Raw genomic sequence first — 20,282 nt, 5'->3', positions numbered from 1 at the left:
TTTTGATCATACATATCCATCTGGAAAGTGTTTTCTCCTGCGCCGCAAGGGATCGGTGCGAGGTAGGCTTTTCGCCGCCGGCTCCTGCGTATGCACGAGACCCGGATCTCTTAAATTTTTCTTCCCCCGGGGTCGTGAAGTGTGATATAAGTCACACTATGATCTATGACCTCGTCAAAAAAACCAGAAGCTACCGGCGTTTTCATCAAAATGAGCCCGTTACGAAACAGCAGCTCACGGACCTCGTGGAGCTGGCCCGGCTTTCCGCCTCTGCGGCAAACCTACAGCCCCTTAAGTTCCTGCTCTCTTATGAGCCGGAACAGAACGCCGCCATCTTTCCCTTTCTCACCTTTGCGGCATACCTGAAGGACTGGGACGGACCGAAAGAGGGGGAGCGTCCTGCCGCCTACATCACCATAATTGGCGACAAGGAGATTGCGGAGAACTTCGGTGTGAACCATGGAATCGCCGCGCAGAGCATCATGCTTGGCGCGAGCGAGATGGGGCTCGGCGGCTGCATCATAGGGACCGTCCAGAGGGAAAGACTGCGCGCCCAGTTGAGGCTTCCCGGCAAGTACGAAATCCTCCTGGTGGTGGCCCTAGGCGTTGCCAATGAAAAGGTGCTTCTCGAAGAGGCAAAGGACGGAAATACCCGCTATTACCGCGACGACGAAGATGTGCACCACGTACCGAAGCGGCCGTTGAGCGAGCTTATTCTCGAAGTTACACCGTAGTAAAGCCGAAAATCGAATAAAAAACCGAATAACGCAAACCATAGCGGAGCCCTCTTTATCTCTTCACGAGAATCGATTCAAATCGAGCGACGGAATTGAAGCGGGCCAGGCCGTATTGGGGTCACGGGGTCGGGAGGGCTTTGTCCTCTCCGCTTCGGCTGCGCCCGTTACCCGCTGAAAGACGGTTCGTCGTGCACTCAGTCACCCAACTCGTTCCACCCACCCTTCGGGCGGGTACCAGGCCTCAAACATGGGTGACTGTCCTTCGGAGCGTTTCTCCTCACCGAGCGGGTCCCGACGGTGCTCGCAAAGCGCTCCGAGGATAAAGCCCTCCCGGCTCCGTGAAGCGGGATTGAAGGTAGAAGTGGATTTCTCGATAGGTTGAACCAATTTCCCTTCCTGAAAGAGAGCCTCTGGGCTTTCCCTTCGCACGCTGACCTTCACGCGGTAAAGCGCGACTGCATGACCAATGGCAACGAATTCATTTGACATTATTCTCGGCGAATATGAAAATAGAACAAATATCCCGGTGTCGAAATGACTGAAGCGACAGAATTCACGCGCGTCCAGAACCTGATAAGCAGCGGCGCCTTGACGCCTGATCATTATGCCGCAGATCTGTCACTTTCGGACCCAATTGTCCCTGCTCTTGAATTCTTCTTGTCTCTTGAAAGGATAATCGGATTTTCAGGCAAATATGCAGAACTGATAAACCCCGTCGGAACACCGGACCGAAATGATCGGATTGTGAGTTGGGCAAGCCTGTGTGCGGAACTCGGAGCCACATATTTGTTGGCACAGGGCCTCAAAGCACAAATTGTAGGATTTAACGGGGTTTCTCGTAGGGCAATAAGACCAGAGTCTAATTGCGATATTATTGCAGTAGCTAATGGTCATCTTCTCTTTGTTGAAGTGAAAAGGAAAGCCTCACAGGACAAACAAAAGTTGCCAGAAACACTGGAGACCGCTCTCTGCGATCTCAGACTTCCCTGCAACATCTGTGGTGTTGAGTTGCTGAATCGGAACTATGATTGCCGCAACCTCGATGCAGAAATCCTAAAGATCAAGGAGCATGTCGAAAAGTCGGGGCGCTCCGGGGAACCCCCCGGGCCGTTCGCAACGGATGGGTTTCGAATTTCCTTCGGCCTAGGCCCAAACACGTCCAACATATCCCACCTTTTCGATCCTGCCTTCTCGGACGATCTTGCCCCTTACCTCTTGGGGCCTCCCCAAAAGAGGGGTATGGTGCCCATGGTCGACCAAGCGCGCGAAAAAGGAGCCGATTACCTTTTCTGTCGGACGCCGCGATGGGAGGAGTGGCCGTCGATCATAGAAGACTGTTTCGAGCCCGTATCCTTTTCAAACGGCCACACTTACTTCATCGACGATCCTCGAATGCACGGGTTGCACGGGATTGTTCTTTTCTCCGGTTACAATGATTTCTGCGTCGTGAATAATATTAACGAGGGGGCCGGTGCGTGGTTAGTCGCGTAGGGGCGACAAGGGCGTTGCTCCAAACGTTGCGTTGCGGGCCATAAGGCGATGCTTTCTTCCGCAAATTGCCGATTCTGCCGTTACCTTACACTAACCCTTTGTAGGTGCTAGAATGATTTCCCATATTTTCGCCACTCCCAAAACTTCCAGATGGTCGGGCCGCGGGGGTTGTTCCTGGAGCGACTTGTGCAGGGCCTGAGGGACCCTGCAGCGGAGGGCTCCGGTGACGGCGCAGCCGGCACGCGCGTTCGGATAGGTGGATCGGGCCGAGCAAGACCAGTTGGTTTGCGGACGACCAATGCTCCTTAAATCAAAAACAAACTTCGCACTGAGCGCGAGGAGTCCGGGAGCGTCTTGGGTCCAGGACCGGAGCAGGCGGAGCGGAAGGAATGACCCCCGCAGCCCGGCTATACCCCCCCCAACAGCCCCAACAGGCTTCACCTCCTGGCTTTAAAGGTATTTTAAGCATTTAGGGCCGGTGGAGGACGTTGTTAGCTGCCTCGCTGGGTAATCTGAATTATTCACCAATTATTCCTGCAGGTAAGAGCCGGCGGTGATTCCCGAAGCAGACAGCGCGGGAGACCTGACGGGTGGATCGGGTGCCACAGGATCGGCCTCCTTTGTGGACATCTTCACCAGCCCGACCTGCCCCTTCACGCTGGTCAACTTTCTCACCGCAAGACTCAATTGCCCCTGCAGGGACCATTAAGGAGTATAATTAGGTATACGCAGGAGGTGGATAAAATGGCGGAGAAAAGGAAAGTGGAGGTTTTTGTCGCCGGTTGACCGCTCTGTGATGAGACCGTGGGTCTTGTGAAAGAGCTTTGCGGTGAGGATTGTGACGTGACGGTTTACAACCTGAACGAGGGTGGGATCGATTTGGCTAGAGGGTATGGGGTGAATTCCGTTCCCACCGTGGTTGTGGACGGTAAGATCCTCGACTGCTGCAGGCGGGGTACGCCCACGGCGGATGATTTGAAGGCGGCGGGGATAGGAGCGTTGTAATGAAGGAAGGCGACAGTATCGGTCGCAACATATGGGAGAAGCCATCTGCCGCTTCATTGCGGCGCACGTTATGAATGCGGGGTTGCATTCGGGACCAAAGATGGAGGAAAGACGACATGAAGGCTAAGGACTTGGATATAACCGCTTTAAACGCCCAGCAGGCCCATTGGACCACGAAGTATGTCGAGAACTTCGACATGTTCGGGAAGGAGCCAAGTTATTCGGCCCGAAGGGCTGCCGGGATATTCGCCGACCATGGTGCGAAGAAAATTCTGGAGCTTGGAAGCGGCCAGGGACGGGATAGCTTGTTCTTCGTCGCCCATGGCTTCGAGGTGTGCGCACTGGATTACAGCGAGGAGGGGCTGGATGCCATAGGGAAGAAGGCGGAGGCAGCAGGACTCTCCGCATCTCTCGCGACGGTGTGTCACGATGTGCGCCGCCCCTTGCCTTTCGACGACAATTCTTTTGACGGGTGCTATTCGCACATGCTCTATTGCATGGCCCTCACTACTGCCGAACTCGAATTCCTATCAGAAGAAATACTTCGCGTCTTAAAACCGGGCGGACTGAACATCTACACGGTCCGTCATACGCTAGACCCCCATTATCGGACCGGCATCGATCGTGGGGACGATATGTGGGAGATCGGGGGCGGATTTATCGTCCACTTCTTCAGCAGGGAGACGATCGCGCACCTGGCAAAAGGATATGAGATCGTGGAGGTGGAGGAGTTCGAGGAGACGGACCTTCCGAAAAAACTCTTTCTGGTCACCCTCAAGAAAACGCAGGAGTAGGAGGTGCCCGCGTTCAAGGCATAAAAAAACGCCCCCGAAGGGGCGTTTTTTGTTTTGCTTTGTGTGGACCGCTCTCTGTTAGAGTTTGTCTCCGATTCTCATGCTGTAGAATGACCGGTAGATGAATACCAGCGCGATTACGAAGAAGACTGCACCGATTACGCTCTTAAGCATCTGAGACTGCATGGTGACCGCGATCTCTGTGGCCAGGAGGCCGAAGAGGGTCGTGAATTTAATGACCGGGTTCATGGAGACGGAAGAGGTGTCTTTGAACGGGTCGCCCACGGTGTCGCCGACTACTGCGGCTTCGTGGAGCGGGGTGCCCTTTTCTTTCAGGTCGACCTCGACGATCTTTTTTGCATTGTCCCATGCGCCGCCTGCGTTCGCCATGAAAATTGCCTGATAGAGGCCGAAGAAGGCGATGGCGATGAGGTAGCCGATGAAGAAGTAGGGGTTAAAGAAGGAGAGAGCCAGGGCGAGGAAGAAGACGACGATGAAGATGTTGATCATACCCTTCTGGGCATAGACCGTACAGATCCTCACGACTTCCTTGCTGTCCTGGATCGACGCCTGCTCGCTGTCGAGCTTGATATTCTCTTTGATGAAGACGACCGCACGGTATGCGCCGGTGACGACGGCCTGTGTTGCCGCGCCGGTGAACCAGTAGATGACTGCGCCGCCCATCAGGAGTCCGAGGATGATCTCGGGCTGGACGAGGCTCAGTTTCGCCACTGCGCCGCCGTAGACTCTTTCAAGAAGAATGATGATGCCGAAGACCATGGTGGTGGCGCCCACGACCGCGGTACCGATAAGCACCGGCTTTGCCGTGGCCTTGAAGGTGTTACCTGCGCCGTCAGCTTCTTCGAGATAATCTTTGCCGTTTTCGAAATCGGGATCGAAGCCGAACTGGCCCTTGATCTCAGCCGCGATATTGGGAATGGACTCGATTCTGGAAAGCTCGTATACCGACTGGGCATTGTCCGAAACAGGACCGAAGCTGTCTACGCAGATCGTGACAGGACCCATGCCGAGGAAACCGAAGGCCACGAGGCCGAAGGCGAAGACGGGAGCCGCGAAAGCGAACTCCTTGGGCATTAAGGCCACGATCGACGCATTCTGAGAGACGAGATAGGCGACAAACATGAGAACCATAATGACGAGGCCTTCCCAGAAGGCGGAGAAGTTACCTGCCACGAAACCCGAGAGGATGTCGAGAGATGCGCCGCCCTGACGGGCCGATGCCACGACTTCCTGCACATGGCGGGAGCTGGTGCTGGTGAATACCTTGGTGAATTCTGGGATCAGCGCGCCTGCGATGGTGCCGCAGCTTATGATGATCGCCAGTGCCCACCAGAGGGAGCTATACTGGGCCGGAAGGTCGGAGAGGAGCATGTAGCTTGCCCAGAACGTGACTATAATTGAGATGATCGAAGTGATCCAGACGAGGCTTGTAAGGGGCGCCTCGAAGTTGATCTTCTTCTTGTTTCCGTACAGGGAAGAAGCAACCGCGCTATTTACGAAATAGGAAACCAGGGAGGTGAGGATCATAAGGATACGCATTGCGAAGATCCATATGATGAGAATGCCGCCCATGACGGGGTTGCCGGCGAGCGCGAGAGCGATGAAGGCGATGAGGGCTACGCCCGTGACGCCGTAGGTTTCGAAACCGTCAGCAGTCGGGCCTACGCTGTCGCCTGCGTTGTCACCGGTACAGTCTGCGATAACGCCCGGGTTCTTGGGATCGTCTTCAGGCAGATGGAACACGATCTTCATAAGGTCGGAACCGATGTCCGCGATCTTCGTAAAGATACCACCGCAGATCCTGAGCGCGCTTGCGCCGAGGGACTCACCGATCGCGAAGCCGATGAAGCTGGGCCCCACAAGGTCTTTCGGTAAGAACACAAGGATACAGATCATGAAGAAAAGCTCGACGGACACGAGGAGGAGGCCTACGCTCATACCCGAGTTCATGGGGATTTTCACCACGTCGTAGGGTTTGCCGCGAAGGGCCGCGAAAGCGGTCCTCGAGTTAGCCCTCGTGTTGATTCTCATGCCGAACCAGGCTACCCCGTAGGATCCCAGGATACCGAGGACCGAGCAGAAGAGGATCACGACGATGTTGCCGAAGGATGCGCCCTGAAGACCCATAAAATAGTAGACAATACATATGGCGATCAGGATCCAGAGGGCGACGAGGAACTTACCCTGCTGGGCAAGGTAAGATTTACACGTTTCCCAGATAATGTCGGACACTTCGAGCATTGATGAATGTGCCGGTGTGTTCTTTGTCTGGGTGTACTGGATAATTGCAAAAACCAGACCCACCAGGCAGACGACGAGGCCGAAATACATGATCGACAGGCCGCCCATTGCGCCGCCGAAGATGTTGAACGTTACTTTACTGAGATCCGGCAGGATGATGTCCGCTTCACCCGCGAAAGCCTGCGTGGCGAAAAGCACGACCATCATGGCGAGGCTGAAAAGCACTGAGACGGGATTCCACTTCTTCAAAAAGCTCATTTATAACCTCCTCTGAAAAAAATTGGACGCCAATAACTTAAGAGTTGCCGCATTTGTGTGATGTGTTTTGCCACCCCGTAAAGCCCCCGCTAACACGAAAAGAATACCTGAAATTTTGGTAACACCTTACCCTTATTTTATAAACTTGTCAAATTAAAAAATTCACAATTGGCGATGAAAATAATATATGGCTTTGTATCTGAATTCGTCCGAAATGGGGGGATGGGGGTACTAGAGTCCGATGCCGTCGATCCGGGCGCCGCAGAAGGCGCAGGCGCCTTCCTCTACATGGTAGTCGAGTACGGTGAAACCCCGTCTTACGATAAGATGCTCTTTACAGGAGTGACAGTAGGTATCCTCCCCCTCGAGGCCGGGAATGTTCCCCACGTAGACATAGCGGAGCCCCTCCTCGAGCCCTATTGTGCGGGCCCGTTCCAGGGTCGCCGGCGGGGTCCTGGGCGCGTCGAGAAGCTTATAGGTGGGATAGAAGGCGCTCACGTGCCAGGGCACTTCCGGTCCCAGGTCTGTCCTGATGAAGCGGGCAATCGACCGCAGCTCCTCCTCTTTGTCGTTATATCCGGGGATGACGAGGGTGGTAAGCTCGATCCAGATGCCGAGCGCCTTATAAAGCCTGATCGTATCGAGCACCTTCGCCAGGTCCGCGCCGCAGACCTTTTTATAGAAGTGCTCATTAAAACCTTTGAGGTCTATATTGGCCGCATCGAGATAGGGCCGTATGGTCCGAAGGGGCTCCTCCTCAATGTAGCCGTTCGTCACGAAACAGTTGGATATCCCCTTTTCTTTTGCCAGCTTCGCCATATCGAGGGCGTATTCGTAAAACATGGTCGGTTCCGTGTAGGTGTAGGAGATGCTCCTGCACCCTGACATGGCCGCAGCCTCTATTGCCTCTGCCGGCTCGAGCCTCTGCCCGGTGATACATTTGATATCGGCGGGCATTTGAGAGATTTCATGGTTTTGGCAGTGTTTGCACCGGAAATTGCAGCCCACGGTGGCAATGGAATAGGACTTGGATCCGGGATAAAAATGAAAGAGCGGTTTTTTCTCGATGGGGTCTACGTGGGTGGAACAGGGCATGGCATAGACGAGGGTATAAAGAGTACCCTCCTTATTGATCCGTACTCCGCAGATGCCCCTCTTCCCTTCGGCAATATTGCAGTGATGCCTGCACAGCCCGCAGAGGACTTTCTTCTCCTCGAGCTTCCGGTAAAACGATGCTTCGTGCATATCGGCCCCCTTTCGGAAGGTGCGAGGTTATGCCTTCTTGCCGAATATGATCCTTACCACGTCATCCATGTTCTTTGCGGGGAGGAATTTCAGCTTCCTTTTTACGTAGTCGGGGATTTCGCTCAACTCCCTCTTGTTCTCCTCGGGGATAATCACTGTTTCCATGTTCGCCCTGAGCGCGGCCAGGGTCTTCTCCTTGAGGCCGCCTATGGGGAGTACCCTTCCCGTGAGGGTGATCTCGCCTGTCATGGCGATTTTCCTGTTCAGCGGTCTTTTTGTGAGGGCGCTTATAAGGGCTACGGCCATGGTGATGCCCGCCGAAGGCCCGTCCTTGGGTATTGCACCCTGGGGAACGTGAATATGGGCCTCAAGGGTATCGAACACGTCCTCGCTTATTCCGAGGACCTCTGCCTTTGATTTTATATAAGTGAGGGCTGCCTGGGCCGATTCCTTCATTACGTCGCCCATGCTACCCGTGAGAGCCAGCTCTTTCTTTCCTTTTCTGCACGATACCTCTATATAGAGCACCTCTCCGCCTGATTCGGTCCAGGCAAGGCCGCTCGCCACGCCCACCGTGTCGAACTCCATCCCCGTTTCAGGCGGGAATTTCGCAAGACCCAGGTAAGAACGGAGGTTCCTGGCAGTGATTACGGCCTTTCGTGAATCGCCCTCGGCGATTCTCTTGGCGACCTTTCTCGCCACGGCCGCGACTTCGCGCTCGAGGTTCCGTAGACCCGCCTCCCGCGTATACTCTTCCACCATCTTTTCAATGGCATGATCGGCGATTGAGAGCATGCCCTCTTTGAGGCCGTTCTCCGTAAGCTGCTTCGGGATGAGGTACTTCTTTGCAATGGCCACTTTTTCGTTTTCCGTATAACCCGGAATATTTATGGTCTCCATCCTGTCGCGCAGGGCCGAGGGGATGGTATCGATCCGGTTCGCGGTGGTAATGAACATGACCTTGGAAAGATCGAAGGGGATGTTCAGGTAATGGTCGCTGAAGGCGTAGTTCTGCTCCGGGTCGAGGACTTCGAGGAGTGCGCTCGAAGGGTCTCCTCTGAAGTCGGAGCCGATCTTGTCGATTTCATCCATCATGAAGACCGGGTTATTGGTCCCCGCCTGTTTGAGGCTCTGGATGATTCGTCCGGGCATGGAGCCCACGTAGGTCCTTCTGTGCCCCCTGATCTCCGCCTCGTCCTTCATGCCTCCCAGGGAGATGCGGGCGAATTTTCTGCCCAGGGCGCGGGCGATGGACCTGCCGAGGGAGGTCTTTCCCACGCCGGGAGGGCCCACCAGGCAGAGGATCGGGCCTTTGAGCTCGCCTTTCAGCTTGATGACGCTTAAGAATTCGAGGATCCGCTCCTTCACCTTTTCAAGATCGTAATGGTCCTCGTCGAGGATCTCCTTTGCCTTCTTGATCTCGATGTCGTCTTTGGTCGATTTGCTCCACGGGAGGTCGATAAGCCATTCTATGTAGGTGCGCAGCATGGTCGACTCGATGGCGTCAGGGTGCATCATGTCGAGCCGCTCGAGCTGCTTGAAGGCCTCTTTTTCTATGTCCTTCGGCATTTTCGCCTTTTTTATCTTCTTCCGGAGGTCCTCGATGTCCTCCGTTCTCTCGTCTCCCTCCCCGAGCTCGCTTCGGATCGCCTTCATCTGCTCCCTGAGGAAATATTCCCTCTGGGTCTTCGACATCTCTTCCTTTGCCTGGGAGAGTATCTTTGCCTGCATATTGAGAAGCTCGATCTCTTTGCCGAGTATCTCGGAGAGCTTCCTCAGCCTTTCCACGGGATCGACGATCTCCAGCACTTCCTGGGCCTTGTCCACCGCGAGGCCGAGGTTGGCGGCGGCGATATCGGCCAGTTTTCCGGGCTCATCGATGGTATCGAGGACCATGAGTATATCGGGGGGCACCATCCTGCCCATGGAGACGACTTTTTCCATCTCTTCCTTCACGTATCTCATAAGGGCTTCGATTTCGAGGGTGATCTCCGTAATGAGGGGCTCCTCCACGGCCTCGATCTTCACGAGGAATGTGGGGGTCTCCTGAACGTATTCGAGGATGCGGGCTTTCTTGAGCCCCTGGATGAGCACCTTGACCCTGCCGTCGGGGAGGCGGAGCATCCTCATGATCTGGGAGACGACTCCTACCGAATAGATTCGCTCGGGCAGGGGGTCCTCGTCGGTCAGATCTTTTTGGGCGGTGACGAGAATGAGCCTGTCTTTGGAGAGTGATTTTTCGACTGCATTTATTGACATGTCCCTGCCCACGAAAAGGGGAAGGATTACGGAAGGATACATCACCATGTCCCGAACGGGAAGGAGCGGCAGTATTTCCGGGGTATCGAAAGTTTCCATTTCAGTCATTGTGTAAGGCGCCTCCGTAATTACGATTTGAAAAAGGTTTTAAAAGCCCTGAAGGATTCGTGCATATCGAATTTGCTCGATATTTCGTATGGGGAATGCATTGCAAGGAGGGCGGGGCCGCAGTCGAGTATGTCCATGCCGTAGGCGGCCAGGAATTTTGCCACCGTTCCGCCTCCACCCTCGTCGATTTTTCCGATCTCTCCGGCTTGCCAGAGAATATCGTCGCGGGCGAAGATGCGTCTCACTTCACCGATAAATTCAGCATTGGCGTCGCTGGCCGCGGATTTGCCGCCGCTGCCCGTATACTTCGAGATCCCGATGCCCCTGCCGAGGTAGCAGGCATTCTGTTTCTCGTGCAGGTCCTGGTAAGAGGGATTGAGCGCGGCATTGACGTCCGCGGAAAGGGCCCTGGATGTAAAGAGCATCCTTTTCACCATTGCCTCGTCGGCCGCCATTCCCAGTCCCTCGAGCACCCGGTAGAGAAAGATCTGGAGCACGTGGGACCTCATGCTCGTATTGCCTTCCGAGCCGATCTCCTCTTTATCGGTGAAGATCGCAAGACAGGAGCGCTCGGGATCGGCTATCTCCGTAATACTCCTCAAGAGGGCATAGGCACTCGCCCTGTCATCCTGGCCGTAGGCCCCGATAAGGCTCCGGTCAATGCCCACATCGCGCGCCTTGAACGCGGGCACCGCCTCGAGCTCGGCGCTTATAAAATCTTCTTCCCCGATTCCGTAGGTATCGGAGAGCATCTTGAGGACCGCCTTTTTTACGGGCTCTTTTTCCTCTCCCACCAAAGGCATGCTTCCGAAAAGAAGGACCAGCTTCTCGCCCTCGATCCCGTCTGCAAGGCTTTTTACGTCCTGGGATTTCCGGGAGAGATGGGGGAGGAGATCGTCAATGACGAAGACGGGATCGGTCTCGTTCTCTCCGATCACGATATCTACCACCGTACCGTCGATTTTTACCACGACGCCATGGAGTGCAAGGGGTATGGCCACCCACTGGTATTTCTTTATTCCCCCGTAATAGTGGGTCCTGAGGAGGGCCAATTCCACGTCCTCGTAAAGGGGGTTCTGCTTGAGGTCGAGCCTCGGTGCGTCGATATGGGCTGCGATGATATTGAGGCCATGGGTCAGGTCTTTCTTGCCCTGGATAAAGGCAAAGACCTGTTTGTTTCGATGGTTGAAAAAGGCCTTCTGCCAGGAAAGGTTGTCGGCGAAGCCGTGCTCCGTAAGGTACCGGCAGATAAAGGCGGTCGCTTCCCGCTCGGTTTTCGCTGCGTCGAGAAAATGTTTATAATCTTCGCCGAATTTGAATATCTCTTTTGTCTCTTCCCGCGATCTCTTTTTCCAGCCCGATTCTTTTCCCATTATAGTCCCATAACCTATCAGATTTGCCCGGGAGAGTCAATCACCAAGGCGTGTCGCGGCCCCCGGGAGAGGACCGGGCCGGGTCACGGAGAAGGCCCGTATGGAGCCGGATGGGTCAGCTCTTCCGGCTGGTCTTGGCCGTGAAGATGGAGAGTATCTGCTTTGCGCCTTCTTTCTTGCACTCGGGGCAGGCGATCTTTCCCTTCTCCAGGTCGGAGACGCTCATGGCCAGGGAAAATTGGTGCTTGCAGGCCGGGCACTCGAAATCGTATATGGGCATCGCTCCTCCTTGCCGTCGAAACGGCGTTGGTCTATAAGCGAATGTAGGCATATGGCCCCGCAGTGTCAAGGGATAGTCAAAGGCGCGTTTGTCGTCGGGGTGTGCGCTTGGACGGCAACTGAAATTCGGGGAAGACTCCATATGCACCGCCATGCTCCGGTCGAGCCCTACGCCGTATCCATATACGGCTACGGTCCCCGATCCTCGCCTGACGGCACATCTGAAGCCTCCCCCGAATTTCAGCGGCCACACGACCCGGCCTATTAATCTTTATAATATGGATGCCGGAGAAATCCCGCAGGGTGGGCTGAATAGTGCGGGCAAGGCAGAGCGGACGCAGATGTATCATCATCACAAGCATTATTGAAAGATAAAAATTAGGTACACTACCGACCGGCAATTGACAAAAATAGGGGGCTTTGATAGCATGGGGTGACCGGCGAAATTGAATTTTTGGGGATGGATGAGATAGATGAATGATTATTTGGATGGCGGTGTTGTTCCGGCTGCGAGCGTGGATTTGGAGGCTTCTGTCCCGGAGGAGAATGAGGCGGTGCGTTATCCTTTCAGGTTCGAGGGTACGGGGAAGGAGTATTTCCGCATATGGATCGTCAATGTTTTTCTTACCATTATTACCCTTGGCATATATGCGGCATGGGCTAAGGTGCGGACCAGGCAGTATTTCTACAACAATACCCATCTCGCGGACCATTCATTTGAATTTCTGGGAAATCCGCTCACAATTTTGAAAGGGAACCTCATTGTAGGAGCGGGCGCGGTTCTCTACTACGTGCTCAAGAATGTCCTGCCGGTGTATACCCTCTATATCGTGGCGGCCTTTTATATCTTCCTCCCCTATCTTATCTACAAGTCGCTCCGGTTCAATGCACGCAATTCTTCCTATAGGAACATAAGGTTCCATTTTGTGGGGACTCTGAAAGAATCATATTTCGTGTACCTCCTCTGTCCCTTGTTCATTCCTTTGTCCCTCGGATTTTTTTATCCTGCATGGATTTATCTCAAGAAGAACTACTTTTTCGACAATTTGACCTATGGAGCGGCCAAAAATGATTTCAATGGAAGGGTAGGCCCTTTTTACCGCGCCTATTCTATCGTGCTGCTCTTTCCTGTCTTTGTCCCCATCGCCGGCTTTGCGATAGTCATGGCCATGCCCTTCATCGGGCCTCTCCTTCGCCGTGCGGGCACGACCGATCATCTTATATGGCTTGTCCCTCTTGCCCTATCCCTGGGGTGGTTTACGGGTTATATATTTCTGAAGCAGTACTTCTATGTGAGACTCAACAACTACTGTTTCGCCCAATCGGCAATAGGCGGGGCTGCGCTTGAGAGTACCATGCAGGTAGGGCGCCTCACGTGGATTTACTTCACCAACATCCTTGCCATAATCTTCTCTCTCGGTCTCCTCATCCCCTGGGCCAAGGTGAGGAGGACGCGCTACATTCTTGAAAACCTTGCGGTCGTCACCTCTTTCGGGCTCGAGGATTTTGCGGCACGGGCGGAAGAGGACGTGGGGGCCGTGGGAGACGCGGCTACCGATATTTTCGATATCGCCGTGGGTTTGTGATGGGATTCCGCGCCTTTTATTTTGACGGGAAGGTTTCGACGCCGCAGCCCGTGGAGGTTTTCTGGGATACCCTGGCGCTCACGGTGCGCGCAGACGGCTCTCTCGTTCTCAGCGTGCCCCTTGACTCCTGCGTGATTGCCCCGCCCCTCGGCAGATCACGGCGTTCCATCAGGCTTCCTGACGGAGGGCTCCTCGAGACGGAGGAGACGGAGGCGGTGAACCGGTTGGAACGGCTTGCGGGAGAGAACAGGGGGATGAGGCTCGTCCACTACTTTGAATCCCGGTGGAAGGCAGTGACGTGCTGCGTTGCCGCCCTGCTCTTCTGTTTCTGGATATTCATCTCCTACGGGATTCCCTTTATCGCAAAGCAGGTTGCCTCCTCCATACCCGTGTCTTCAATGGAGCAGGTGAGTCGGGACGGACTCACGATCATGGACAAGACGTTTTTCGGCCCTTCGGGGCTCTCGCCTCAGGAGGCCCGCAAGGTGGAACGGATATTCGCCATGGTGAAACGCGACGTGGGCGCCGGCTACGATTTCCGGCTCCTCATGAGGAAAGGAAAGGCGATAGGGGCAAATGCCTTCGCCCTTCCCTCGGGAATCATCGTGGTCAGCGACGAGCTCATCCGGAAGGCTTCCGATGAGAGAGAGCTGGCCGGGGTGCTGGCCCATGAGATGTATCATGTGAAAGGAAGGCACGCGGTGCGTCAGATCCTGCAGAGTACCGGCGTCTTCTTCATGATTTCCGTAATGACCGGAGATATCGCCACTGTCTCGTCAACCGCGGCATCGATCCCCATGCTCCTCGTGCAGACGGGCTATTCCCGGGAATTCGAAAAAGAGGCGGACAGGGAGGCGGCCCTCTATGCCATCCGCAAAGGCTGGGGTACGGGCCCCTATATAAAGATGCTCGGAAAGCTCCATAAAGGAGAGACCCGGTCGGTCTCCCTCCCTTTCCTCTCTACCCATCCTACCCTCTCGGAGAGGGTAAAGCATATCGAGGAGCTGGAGAAAAGAGGCAGGCCTTAAACGATTAAAAAGACCGTGAGAGCCATTCGACGCTCTTGGCCGTAATCCTGCAATAGATGTCTTTATCGGTAATCCCCGATGATTTGGGTACATGGAAGGAGTGGTCTCCCCTCTCGATGGTGAAGAGCTCCCACGGGACACGGAGCTTCTCGAGTACGGGCTCCAGAAGGGAGAGGTCGCACAGGGGATCACGGGTCCCGGCAAAAAAGAGCATGGGCTTCTCGATGAGGTAAAGGCGCGCATCCCGGAGCTTATCCTTATCGCCGGCCGGATGGAGGGGGTAACCGAGAAAGATGAGGCGCTCGACGGGAAGGAGTCCCTGGGCGACCATCTCCGCGGCGATTCTGCCCCCCATCGATTTTCCCGCGGCCACCACTGAGTCGATCTCACTGCCCATATAATTCTTGAAAAATTGATGAGAAGCGTGCCATGCCGCATAGAGGGCTTCCGTGCGGCCCGGCGATTTTTTTCCCCTGTCGCTGTAGAGAAAGTTGAACCTGAGAACGGGGTATCCCTCGAGGGCGAGCCCTTCCGCATATGCGGCGAGGAGGCTGGTATGCATATCGTTGCCCGCTCCGTGTGCTACGATGAGGCCCGTCTTTTCGGCCCCTTTTTCGGGTAAGGTGAGAATTCCCGAGGTCTGTTCCTTCCCCTCCACCGGGATAGTCACCGTTTCAATCCTAAGCGCCACGCCCATCCGCCCCTCCTCCGGTCCGCTGCCCTTCCGATCACGTCTATAATAATGTGTTTTTACGGAAACCGCAATCAGATATGAGCATGGCGGGGAGGGTATTGCCTGAAATTCTCTTTTTATTGAATGATGATGCTCAAGGATGAAGGATCTGCCATGCCTTTTTAAAAATTTCGTAGATCAGGGCGCCTGCGTCCACGGGGACGTCCTGGTCGGGCCGGGTCCGGGTGTCGCTTCTGTTTGCGGCCACGAAAATAGTGGTGCCGTAGTCGGGAAAGTAATACCAATAGGTCATGGTGCCGGGGTTTTCGCCCGAATGGCCTATAAGGATGGTATTGAATATCGTGGCATCCACGGTCTTCCCGATCCCCAGGCCGTAACCTCCGGGCTCCGTCGGAGCGCTCCCGTGGTGAGACTTGATTTTCCGCCGGCCCCTACCCAGGACGCGATGGGGGTGCTCACGGCGAGGACAACGCCGGGTAAGCCGGTGTCGGATACGGAGGCATCAAGCATGGCCTGGAACTGAGAAGCGGGGAATGCAGAGGTGACCTCGGCATTCCCATGAAAGAGCATATAGTGCGTGCCGGCGGGCAGCGTAATGGTCTTCGTTCCTTCCGCCGTGTCCGTTTCTGCGAACCCGCTGTCATAGAGCTTCCATGGGCCGACCGTGACCACCGAGATTGTCTTCTCCGCCCCGGTGACGACCGACCGCCATTCTGCGAAGCCCTCGGCCCCAATCGTGACGGTGTCTCCCGCGCTATTAAGGCCCTGCACCGTTTCCGCGGGGCGATAGAGATAGCTTCCGAAGCGGACCCATTCCTCCGATTCCCGCGTCTCGATCATCAGGTCGTTCTGGTCCCGTCCGTTCATCTGGGGCACGAGCATTGTCATGCCCGCCCTCGTATCGCTAAGAAAAGGATCGAGAGGTTGAAATCCTGTGGTCCGGACGAAGAGGAGGTTGTCGATCGACATGAGCTGAGCGACCGGGGCATTCCACATGCCCGCCTGGGGACTTTCATTCACCATGAGCCATTTCCTGCCGAGACGATTAGCCCATGGGGCCGGCAGGTCACCCGCTGCCTCTGTCTTCTCAGCCGAGACGCTATAGTCCCTGTAGTGTCCGTATCCCCCGACAGTTCGGGCAATGAGGTAGCGCCTTCCCTGGGCGGCCTTGAATGAAAAAGCCGTGCCCGGTTCGGCATCGCTCGTAAACGTGCCGTCGCTGCGGAATTTGAGACCGCTTTTTACGATTGTCCAGTCGCCTGTTCCCGTGTCCCACCGGTACATGGTGAGGGATCGGCCCGGCTGCGGCTCGATCCGTAGAAGAGTGCTTCCTTCGATATAATAGCCCCGTAACGCGCTCAGCAGACCGGCCGATGGGGTCCTCACGGGGAGGGGCTGGAGATTCAGGGGCACGGGCATTGCCGCTATTTTTCCCTTTTCTACGAGGGCCCTGAGAAGTATCCGCTCCGCGATGTACGTCGCCCGGTCGGAGCCGAAAGTCCCTGACGCCCCAATGACCACGACCGCCAGCCGCTCCACCGGTGCAATGAGAATGGCGGAGCCGTATAAGGTCACATCTCCCCCCTTGTGCCAGCCCGTCACGCCCACTGCTTTCAAGCCGGGCTGGTGGACCGAGTCGAGGCCGAGTCCGTAACTTAAGGCATATGATTTGGCGGGATTGAAACGGCCGATGGTCTGATCCACGCCCATTGCGGCGACGGAGGCCCTGGAGAGGAGCCGCCTTTCCCCTATTTTGCCTTTTCCCATGAGCACCATGGCGAGTTTTGCCATGTCGGTCGGAGTAGAGTAGAGCCCCCCGGAGGCAAGAGCGTTCACGAAGAGCTGGGGCAGGCGGGTTGTTCCCGAATATCTGTGGGCGAAGGCGCCGTACGGAAAATAGTCGAGAGGATAACGGCTCTTTCCCATACCCAGGGGGGTAAATATCTCGTCCTCCATGAATTGCGCATATTCCTTGCCCGTGACCGAAGAAACGAGCTGCTCGATCACGGTCAACCCGTCATTGCAATAGACATTCATGAAACCGGGGTTGTGCTTGAGCCGGCTGTCCGAGAGGGTGGAGAGCACCTGGGCCGAATATCCGGCCGAAGGAGAGGTAGTTTCTGCATTGCGGTAATCCGTGCCCGGAAAGCCGGAGGAGTGATTGAGGAGCTGCCTCACCGTAATCTGCCTGTATTTTGACGAGCTCATAGTAAACGATGGGATATAGCGGGTCAGAGGTGCATCGAGGACCACCTTTTTCTGGTCCACCAGCTTCATGACCGCCATGGCCGCCACGATCTTGCTCGTGGAGCCGATGCCGTACATGGTCTCGGTGGTGGGCGCCACTGACGTTTCCTTGTCCGCCAGGCCGAAAGCCTCCGCCCAGACCACCTGCTCCCCGTCGATAAAAGCCAATGAAATCGACGAGGCGCCCGTACTTGCCATGACCTCGCCTGCCGCAGCACGTCCCTCGGCAATCGTCGCGACATAAGGATCGGCGGCGTAGGACCGGGTCATGGGGTCAAAAAAAGATAGAACGAAAAAAAGGCCGGCCGCGGCCGCGATCGACAGGATGCGCTTGATTCTCATGATTTTTTTCCTCGGCTGTCCGTTTAATCTTCATTATGCCTGCCGCGGCCTCACGCGAATCGGGCTTAAGGGCCGGTAATTATATTATCGCGGTCCAAGCCCGGAACAATAGGAAGAAAGGCGAAAAAATATTCCCTCCCTTCGGTCGCGGGTCGGGGAGAATTCCCTGCGGGAAGGGAGAGTCCAGGCGGCTTGCAAAGGCGGGGCAAGCAAGACAGACTGAGTGTAAACGAAAGATTTCAGGTAATGCGCATGATCCTTGGCGGCCACACGGATGCCCATGACTAGCATATGACAGGTCTCTACGAAAAATTCATTCGGCCTTATCTTACGAAGGCCGGTTTCAGCCACATCAGAAAAGTCTTTGACTCCGGTATTTTCAACGACACCAACTCGTTGAGGGTGAGAGGAGAGCCCCCATCAGCCTGAACATCATCGCGGTGAAGCCACCGTCCCCTTAAGATGGCCCCGGCAGGTTTTCTTGACAATCCAGCGGTCGCTTACGCGCCGGCATACCCTTTCTTGTCTTACTTTTCGATCTTCGTAATCTTCGTCCCCTGCAGACCAAGGCCCGCCATAAGTCCTTTCTGGTTGAAGAAGAAGGCGTACGCGTCCGATTGGGCGGTGGTGGTCGATATGCCGCCGGCTGCCCCCACGTCGACGATCACAATATTGGGGGCCATGCCGAGTTCCCAGCCGCCGCTCTTATCCAGATAGGAGCGCATGGAGCCGGTCATGAGAAACAGGGCGTACCCATATCTCTGGAGACCTGCCTGGAGGCCATAGGAGGCCGACACGGTGTTATAGTAGGAGACGGCCTTTCCGTCCTCTAACAGGACGCCCTCGCCATACTGGCCGCCCACGATGAAACCTCCCTTGGTAATGCGAGGAAAGACAAGCACCGCGTTTGCCTTTTCAGCGAGCGCCTTCGCGATAGGCGATTTTTTATACAGCATCTCGAGCGCTGCACGGGCATCCCGGTTTATCTCCGCTGCGGAGGCCGCTATGGCGTAATCCGGCCCGGCAAAAACGATGGCACCCATTGTAAGCATATAGAAAGCAATAGAGAAGCGAAGGCATCTCATGTGCATACCCTCCTTGAGCATATTATTTTGCGTTTGTTGCTATAAGCGGGATAGCTGCAGCCAATTCGTAATCGATCGCCACATTAATCTTATTCTCCAGTTGGTAGTAGCGCATTACCTTGACGCTGGGCAACACATTACGGAATTTAGGAAGATATTCGATGCGCAACTTAAGACGGAGCTTTTCGATGGTGAGATATTCATCGAGCAGCCGGTTCGCGGTTGCGTCATTCATCGTATCGTAGGAGGCCACATAATCCTTGATCAGTTTTACGGTGCGGGTGCGAAGAAGAAAGAGTTCGTCCTGATACCGGTTATAGACGGGCCAGAAGGCTTTTGCCTCCGAATCGCTAAGCTGCATGTTCTGGGCGACGAGCAGCTTCTTGTCTGCCCTGGCCTTTTCGAGCACGAACTGCATGTTGTCGGCGGGTTTGTCCTGGGCCGCCAGGACACCGGCAACCACCAGGATCAGCCCGGCCAGAATCACGGTCAATTGGGTATTTCCTCTTTTTCTTTTCACTCTATCACCCTCCGTTCACGCTTTGCGATGGGATGATCGCAACGTATATTGCGCAACTCTTGCCACACTATAGCGAGCCTTTCGGGCCATTGCTATTGGACTTTAGTCCTATAAGGAAGGGATCGAGCGGGATTTGATGGCCGGGCCGCGGCATTCAGTAAGAGAGGTGGGCGAAGTGGAATAGGGGACGGTAGAAAGGGTTTTTGGCCTCAGCCCGGGATCAGCCGACCGCCCGCTCCTGATCAGCCGGGGCTGCTTTCCGCCGGGGCATTCGGAGTTATTGGTTTTTCCGCGGGATTATCTTCTCCCACTTCTTCTCCCGTACGAGCTTTTTGGCTTCGAAAAGCGCCTCCCACACATCGGTATGCATCACGCCGTCGATGAAGTGGACGTCCTGATAGTAAAGGTCGTCGGAGGCATGGGCGATCAGGATTGCCTTGAGGGCAGGGGGTTTACGCCTGGCGGTCATGAGGGAATTGAATGCTCCCCATGAAAGGCCGTACATGCCCACTTTTCCGTTCGACCATGTTTTTTTCGAGAGCTGATCGATAACTTTCACGCAGTCGGAAAGCTCCTGTTCGGAATACTCCGCCTCCGGGAGATTCCCGGTGCTGTCGCCCGTGCCCCGGAGGTCCACCTTCGCGACCACGTATCCGTGCCTCGCGAAATAGGCGCCCACAGGATAATCCCACGACAGGTAAGACAGATCGTCCTTCCGGTAGCCGTTCATTTCGAAAAAGACGGGAAATTTTTCTCCCCCCTTCTTAGCCCGGGGCATCCAGTATGAGACGGCAAGCGTCACCCCGTCCCCCATGGTGAGCATCTCCCTTACTACCGTAAATTTATATCCCGACCCGGCGGGAGCGCTTTCCTCTTCGTCGCCTTCTTCTTTCTCCGCTTCCATTGCCCGTTGAGGAGCGGCGATTACCGCATTTCCATAAAAAAAGAGGAAACGAGGCAGAATAAGGA

General features: G+C 55.3%; 18 protein-coding genes. 7 read left to right on the top strand and 11 right to left on the bottom strand.

Annotated features, from left to right (window positions below):
- Nucleotides 1-158: 158 nt before the first annotated feature.
- The 5 genes from VGJ94_06330 (at nucleotide 159) to VGJ94_06310 (ending at nucleotide 4,027) form a co-directional block, all read left to right on the top strand.
- Nucleotides 159-734 carry a nitroreductase family protein gene (locus VGJ94_06330; GenBank protein HEY3276219.1) on the top strand — a complete coding sequence of 192 codons (576 nt, stop codon included), beginning with the start codon at nucleotides 159-161 and terminating at the stop codon, nucleotides 732-734.
- Nucleotides 735-1,271: 537 nt separating this feature from the next.
- Nucleotides 1,272-2,228 carry a hypothetical protein gene (locus VGJ94_06325; GenBank protein ID HEY3276218.1) on the top strand — a complete coding sequence of 319 codons (957 nt, stop codon included), beginning with the start codon at nucleotides 1,272-1,274 and terminating at the stop codon, nucleotides 2,226-2,228.
- Between the two features lie 553 nt (nucleotides 2,229-2,781).
- Nucleotides 2,782-2,937, top strand: coding sequence for a hypothetical protein (locus tag VGJ94_06320; GenBank protein HEY3276217.1), 156 nt, complete (start codon nucleotides 2,782-2,784; stop codon nucleotides 2,935-2,937).
- A 95-nt stretch (nucleotides 2,938-3,032) separates the two neighbouring features.
- Entirely contained in the window at nucleotides 3,033-3,233 is a 201-nt protein-coding gene (locus tag VGJ94_06315) for a hypothetical protein (protein HEY3276216.1), read from the top strand.
- Between the two features lie 116 nt (nucleotides 3,234-3,349).
- Nucleotides 3,350-4,027: a class I SAM-dependent methyltransferase gene (locus tag VGJ94_06310; protein HEY3276215.1), complete on the top strand. Its 678-nt coding sequence runs from the start codon at nucleotides 3,350-3,352 to the stop codon at nucleotides 4,025-4,027.
- Between the two features lie 78 nt (nucleotides 4,028-4,105).
- Here the strand turns inward: VGJ94_06310 and VGJ94_06305 are convergent, their stop codons facing one another.
- The 5 genes from VGJ94_06305 to VGJ94_06285 all read right to left on the bottom strand — a co-directional run bounded on the left by VGJ94_06305 (nucleotide 4,106) and on the right by VGJ94_06285 (nucleotide 11,812).
- Nucleotides 4,106-6,547, bottom strand: coding sequence for a sodium-translocating pyrophosphatase (locus tag VGJ94_06305; GenBank protein HEY3276214.1), 2,442 nt, complete (start codon nucleotides 6,545-6,547; stop codon nucleotides 4,106-4,108).
- A 231-nt stretch (nucleotides 6,548-6,778) separates the two neighbouring features.
- Nucleotides 6,779-7,792: an AmmeMemoRadiSam system radical SAM enzyme gene (amrS, locus tag VGJ94_06300; protein HEY3276213.1), complete on the bottom strand. Its 1,014-nt coding sequence runs from the start codon at nucleotides 7,790-7,792 to the stop codon at nucleotides 6,779-6,781.
- 27 nt (nucleotides 7,793-7,819) lie between these two features.
- Complete coding sequence (gene lon, locus VGJ94_06295) at nucleotides 7,820-10,159, bottom strand: endopeptidase La (protein HEY3276212.1); 2,340 nt, start codon at nucleotides 10,157-10,159, stop codon at nucleotides 7,820-7,822.
- A 20-nt stretch (nucleotides 10,160-10,179) separates the two neighbouring features.
- Nucleotides 10,180-11,532 (bottom strand): aminopeptidase, encoded by a 1,353-nt coding sequence (locus VGJ94_06290; GenBank protein HEY3276211.1) that lies wholly within the window; start codon nucleotides 11,530-11,532, stop codon nucleotides 10,180-10,182.
- A 115-nt stretch (nucleotides 11,533-11,647) separates the two neighbouring features.
- Nucleotides 11,648-11,812: a zinc ribbon domain-containing protein gene (locus tag VGJ94_06285; GenBank protein ID HEY3276210.1), complete on the bottom strand. Its 165-nt coding sequence runs from the start codon at nucleotides 11,810-11,812 to the stop codon at nucleotides 11,648-11,650.
- 472 nt (nucleotides 11,813-12,284) lie between these two features.
- Between VGJ94_06285 and VGJ94_06280 the strand changes: the two genes are divergently transcribed.
- Together VGJ94_06280 and VGJ94_06275 are read left to right on the top strand one after the other, a co-directional pair.
- Nucleotides 12,285-13,397 carry a YjgN family protein gene (locus tag VGJ94_06280; protein HEY3276209.1) on the top strand — a complete coding sequence of 371 codons (1,113 nt, stop codon included), beginning with the start codon at nucleotides 12,285-12,287 and terminating at the stop codon, nucleotides 13,395-13,397.
- The gene (locus tag VGJ94_06275; protein ID HEY3276208.1) at nucleotides 13,397-14,425 is read left to right on the top strand and encodes a M48 family metallopeptidase; all 1,029 of its coding nucleotides are present in this window, start codon (nucleotides 13,397-13,399) and stop codon (nucleotides 14,423-14,425) included. The genes VGJ94_06280 and VGJ94_06275 overlap by 1 nt, the downstream gene beginning before the upstream one ends.
- A gap of 4 nt (nucleotides 14,426-14,429) precedes the next feature.
- Here VGJ94_06275 and VGJ94_06270 read toward each other — a convergent pair whose 3' ends face one another.
- From VGJ94_06270 to VGJ94_06245, 6 genes are all read right to left on the bottom strand, one after another.
- Nucleotides 14,430-15,122, bottom strand: coding sequence for an alpha/beta family hydrolase (locus VGJ94_06270; protein HEY3276207.1), 693 nt, complete (start codon nucleotides 15,120-15,122; stop codon nucleotides 14,430-14,432).
- 130 nt (nucleotides 15,123-15,252) lie between these two features.
- The gene (locus VGJ94_06265) at nucleotides 15,253-15,471 is read right to left on the bottom strand and encodes a hypothetical protein (protein HEY3276206.1); all 219 of its coding nucleotides are present in this window, start codon (nucleotides 15,469-15,471) and stop codon (nucleotides 15,253-15,255) included.
- The gene (locus VGJ94_06260; GenBank protein HEY3276205.1) at nucleotides 15,438-17,708 is read right to left on the bottom strand and encodes a serine hydrolase domain-containing protein; all 2,271 of its coding nucleotides are present in this window, start codon (nucleotides 17,706-17,708) and stop codon (nucleotides 15,438-15,440) included. The genes VGJ94_06265 and VGJ94_06260 overlap by 34 nt, the downstream gene beginning before the upstream one ends.
- Before the next feature lie 527 nt (nucleotides 17,709-18,235).
- Nucleotides 18,236-18,793 (bottom strand): lipid-binding SYLF domain-containing protein, encoded by a 558-nt coding sequence (locus VGJ94_06255; GenBank protein ID HEY3276204.1) that lies wholly within the window; start codon nucleotides 18,791-18,793, stop codon nucleotides 18,236-18,238.
- A 22-nt stretch (nucleotides 18,794-18,815) separates the two neighbouring features.
- Entirely contained in the window at nucleotides 18,816-19,313 is a 498-nt protein-coding gene (locus tag VGJ94_06250; protein ID HEY3276203.1) for a hypothetical protein, read from the bottom strand.
- Between the two features lie 277 nt (nucleotides 19,314-19,590).
- The coding region (locus VGJ94_06245) for a CocE/NonD family hydrolase (protein HEY3276202.1) at nucleotides 19,591-20,282 on the bottom strand (692 nt) is incomplete at its 5' end.

It is taken from the genome of Syntrophorhabdaceae bacterium (assembly GCA_036504895.1).
Taxonomy (GTDB): domain Bacteria; phylum Desulfobacterota; class Syntrophorhabdia; order Syntrophorhabdales; family Syntrophorhabdaceae; genus PNOM01.
Note: the sequence above shows the minus strand (reverse complement) of the source record. Positions and strands in the feature narration are given on the sequence as shown.

Coding starts and splice junctions, on each gene's coding strand:
- VGJ94_06310 (HEY3276215.1), top strand. CDS start 3,350: ATGAAGGCTAAGGACTTGGATATAACCGCTTTAAACGCCCAGCAGGCC.
- VGJ94_06260 (HEY3276205.1), bottom strand. CDS start 17,708: ATGAGAATCAAGCGCATCCTGTCGATCGCGGCCGCGGCCGGCCTTTTT.
- VGJ94_06305 (HEY3276214.1), bottom strand. CDS start 6,547: ATGAGCTTTTTGAAGAAGTGGAATCCCGTCTCAGTGCTTTTCAGCCTC.
- VGJ94_06330 (HEY3276219.1), top strand. CDS start 159: ATGATCTATGACCTCGTCAAAAAAACCAGAAGCTACCGGCGTTTTCAT.
- VGJ94_06280 (HEY3276209.1), top strand. CDS start 12,285: ATGAATGATTATTTGGATGGCGGTGTTGTTCCGGCTGCGAGCGTGGAT.
- VGJ94_06270 (HEY3276207.1), bottom strand. CDS start 15,122: ATGGGCGTGGCGCTTAGGATTGAAACGGTGACTATCCCGGTGGAGGGG.
- VGJ94_06290 (HEY3276211.1), bottom strand. CDS start 11,532: ATGGGAAAAGAATCGGGCTGGAAAAAGAGATCGCGGGAAGAGACAAAA.
- VGJ94_06325 (HEY3276218.1), top strand. CDS start 1,272: ATGACTGAAGCGACAGAATTCACGCGCGTCCAGAACCTGATAAGCAGC.
- VGJ94_06275 (HEY3276208.1), top strand. CDS start 13,397: ATGGGATTCCGCGCCTTTTATTTTGACGGGAAGGTTTCGACGCCGCAG.
- amrS (HEY3276213.1), bottom strand. CDS start 7,792: ATGCACGAAGCATCGTTTTACCGGAAGCTCGAGGAGAAGAAAGTCCTC.
- VGJ94_06285 (HEY3276210.1), bottom strand. CDS start 11,812: ATGCCCATATACGATTTCGAGTGCCCGGCCTGCAAGCACCAATTTTCC.
- lon (HEY3276212.1), bottom strand. CDS start 10,159: ATGACTGAAATGGAAACTTTCGATACCCCGGAAATACTGCCGCTCCTT.
- VGJ94_06255 (HEY3276204.1), bottom strand. CDS start 18,793: ATGAGATGCCTTCGCTTCTCTATTGCTTTCTATATGCTTACAATGGGT.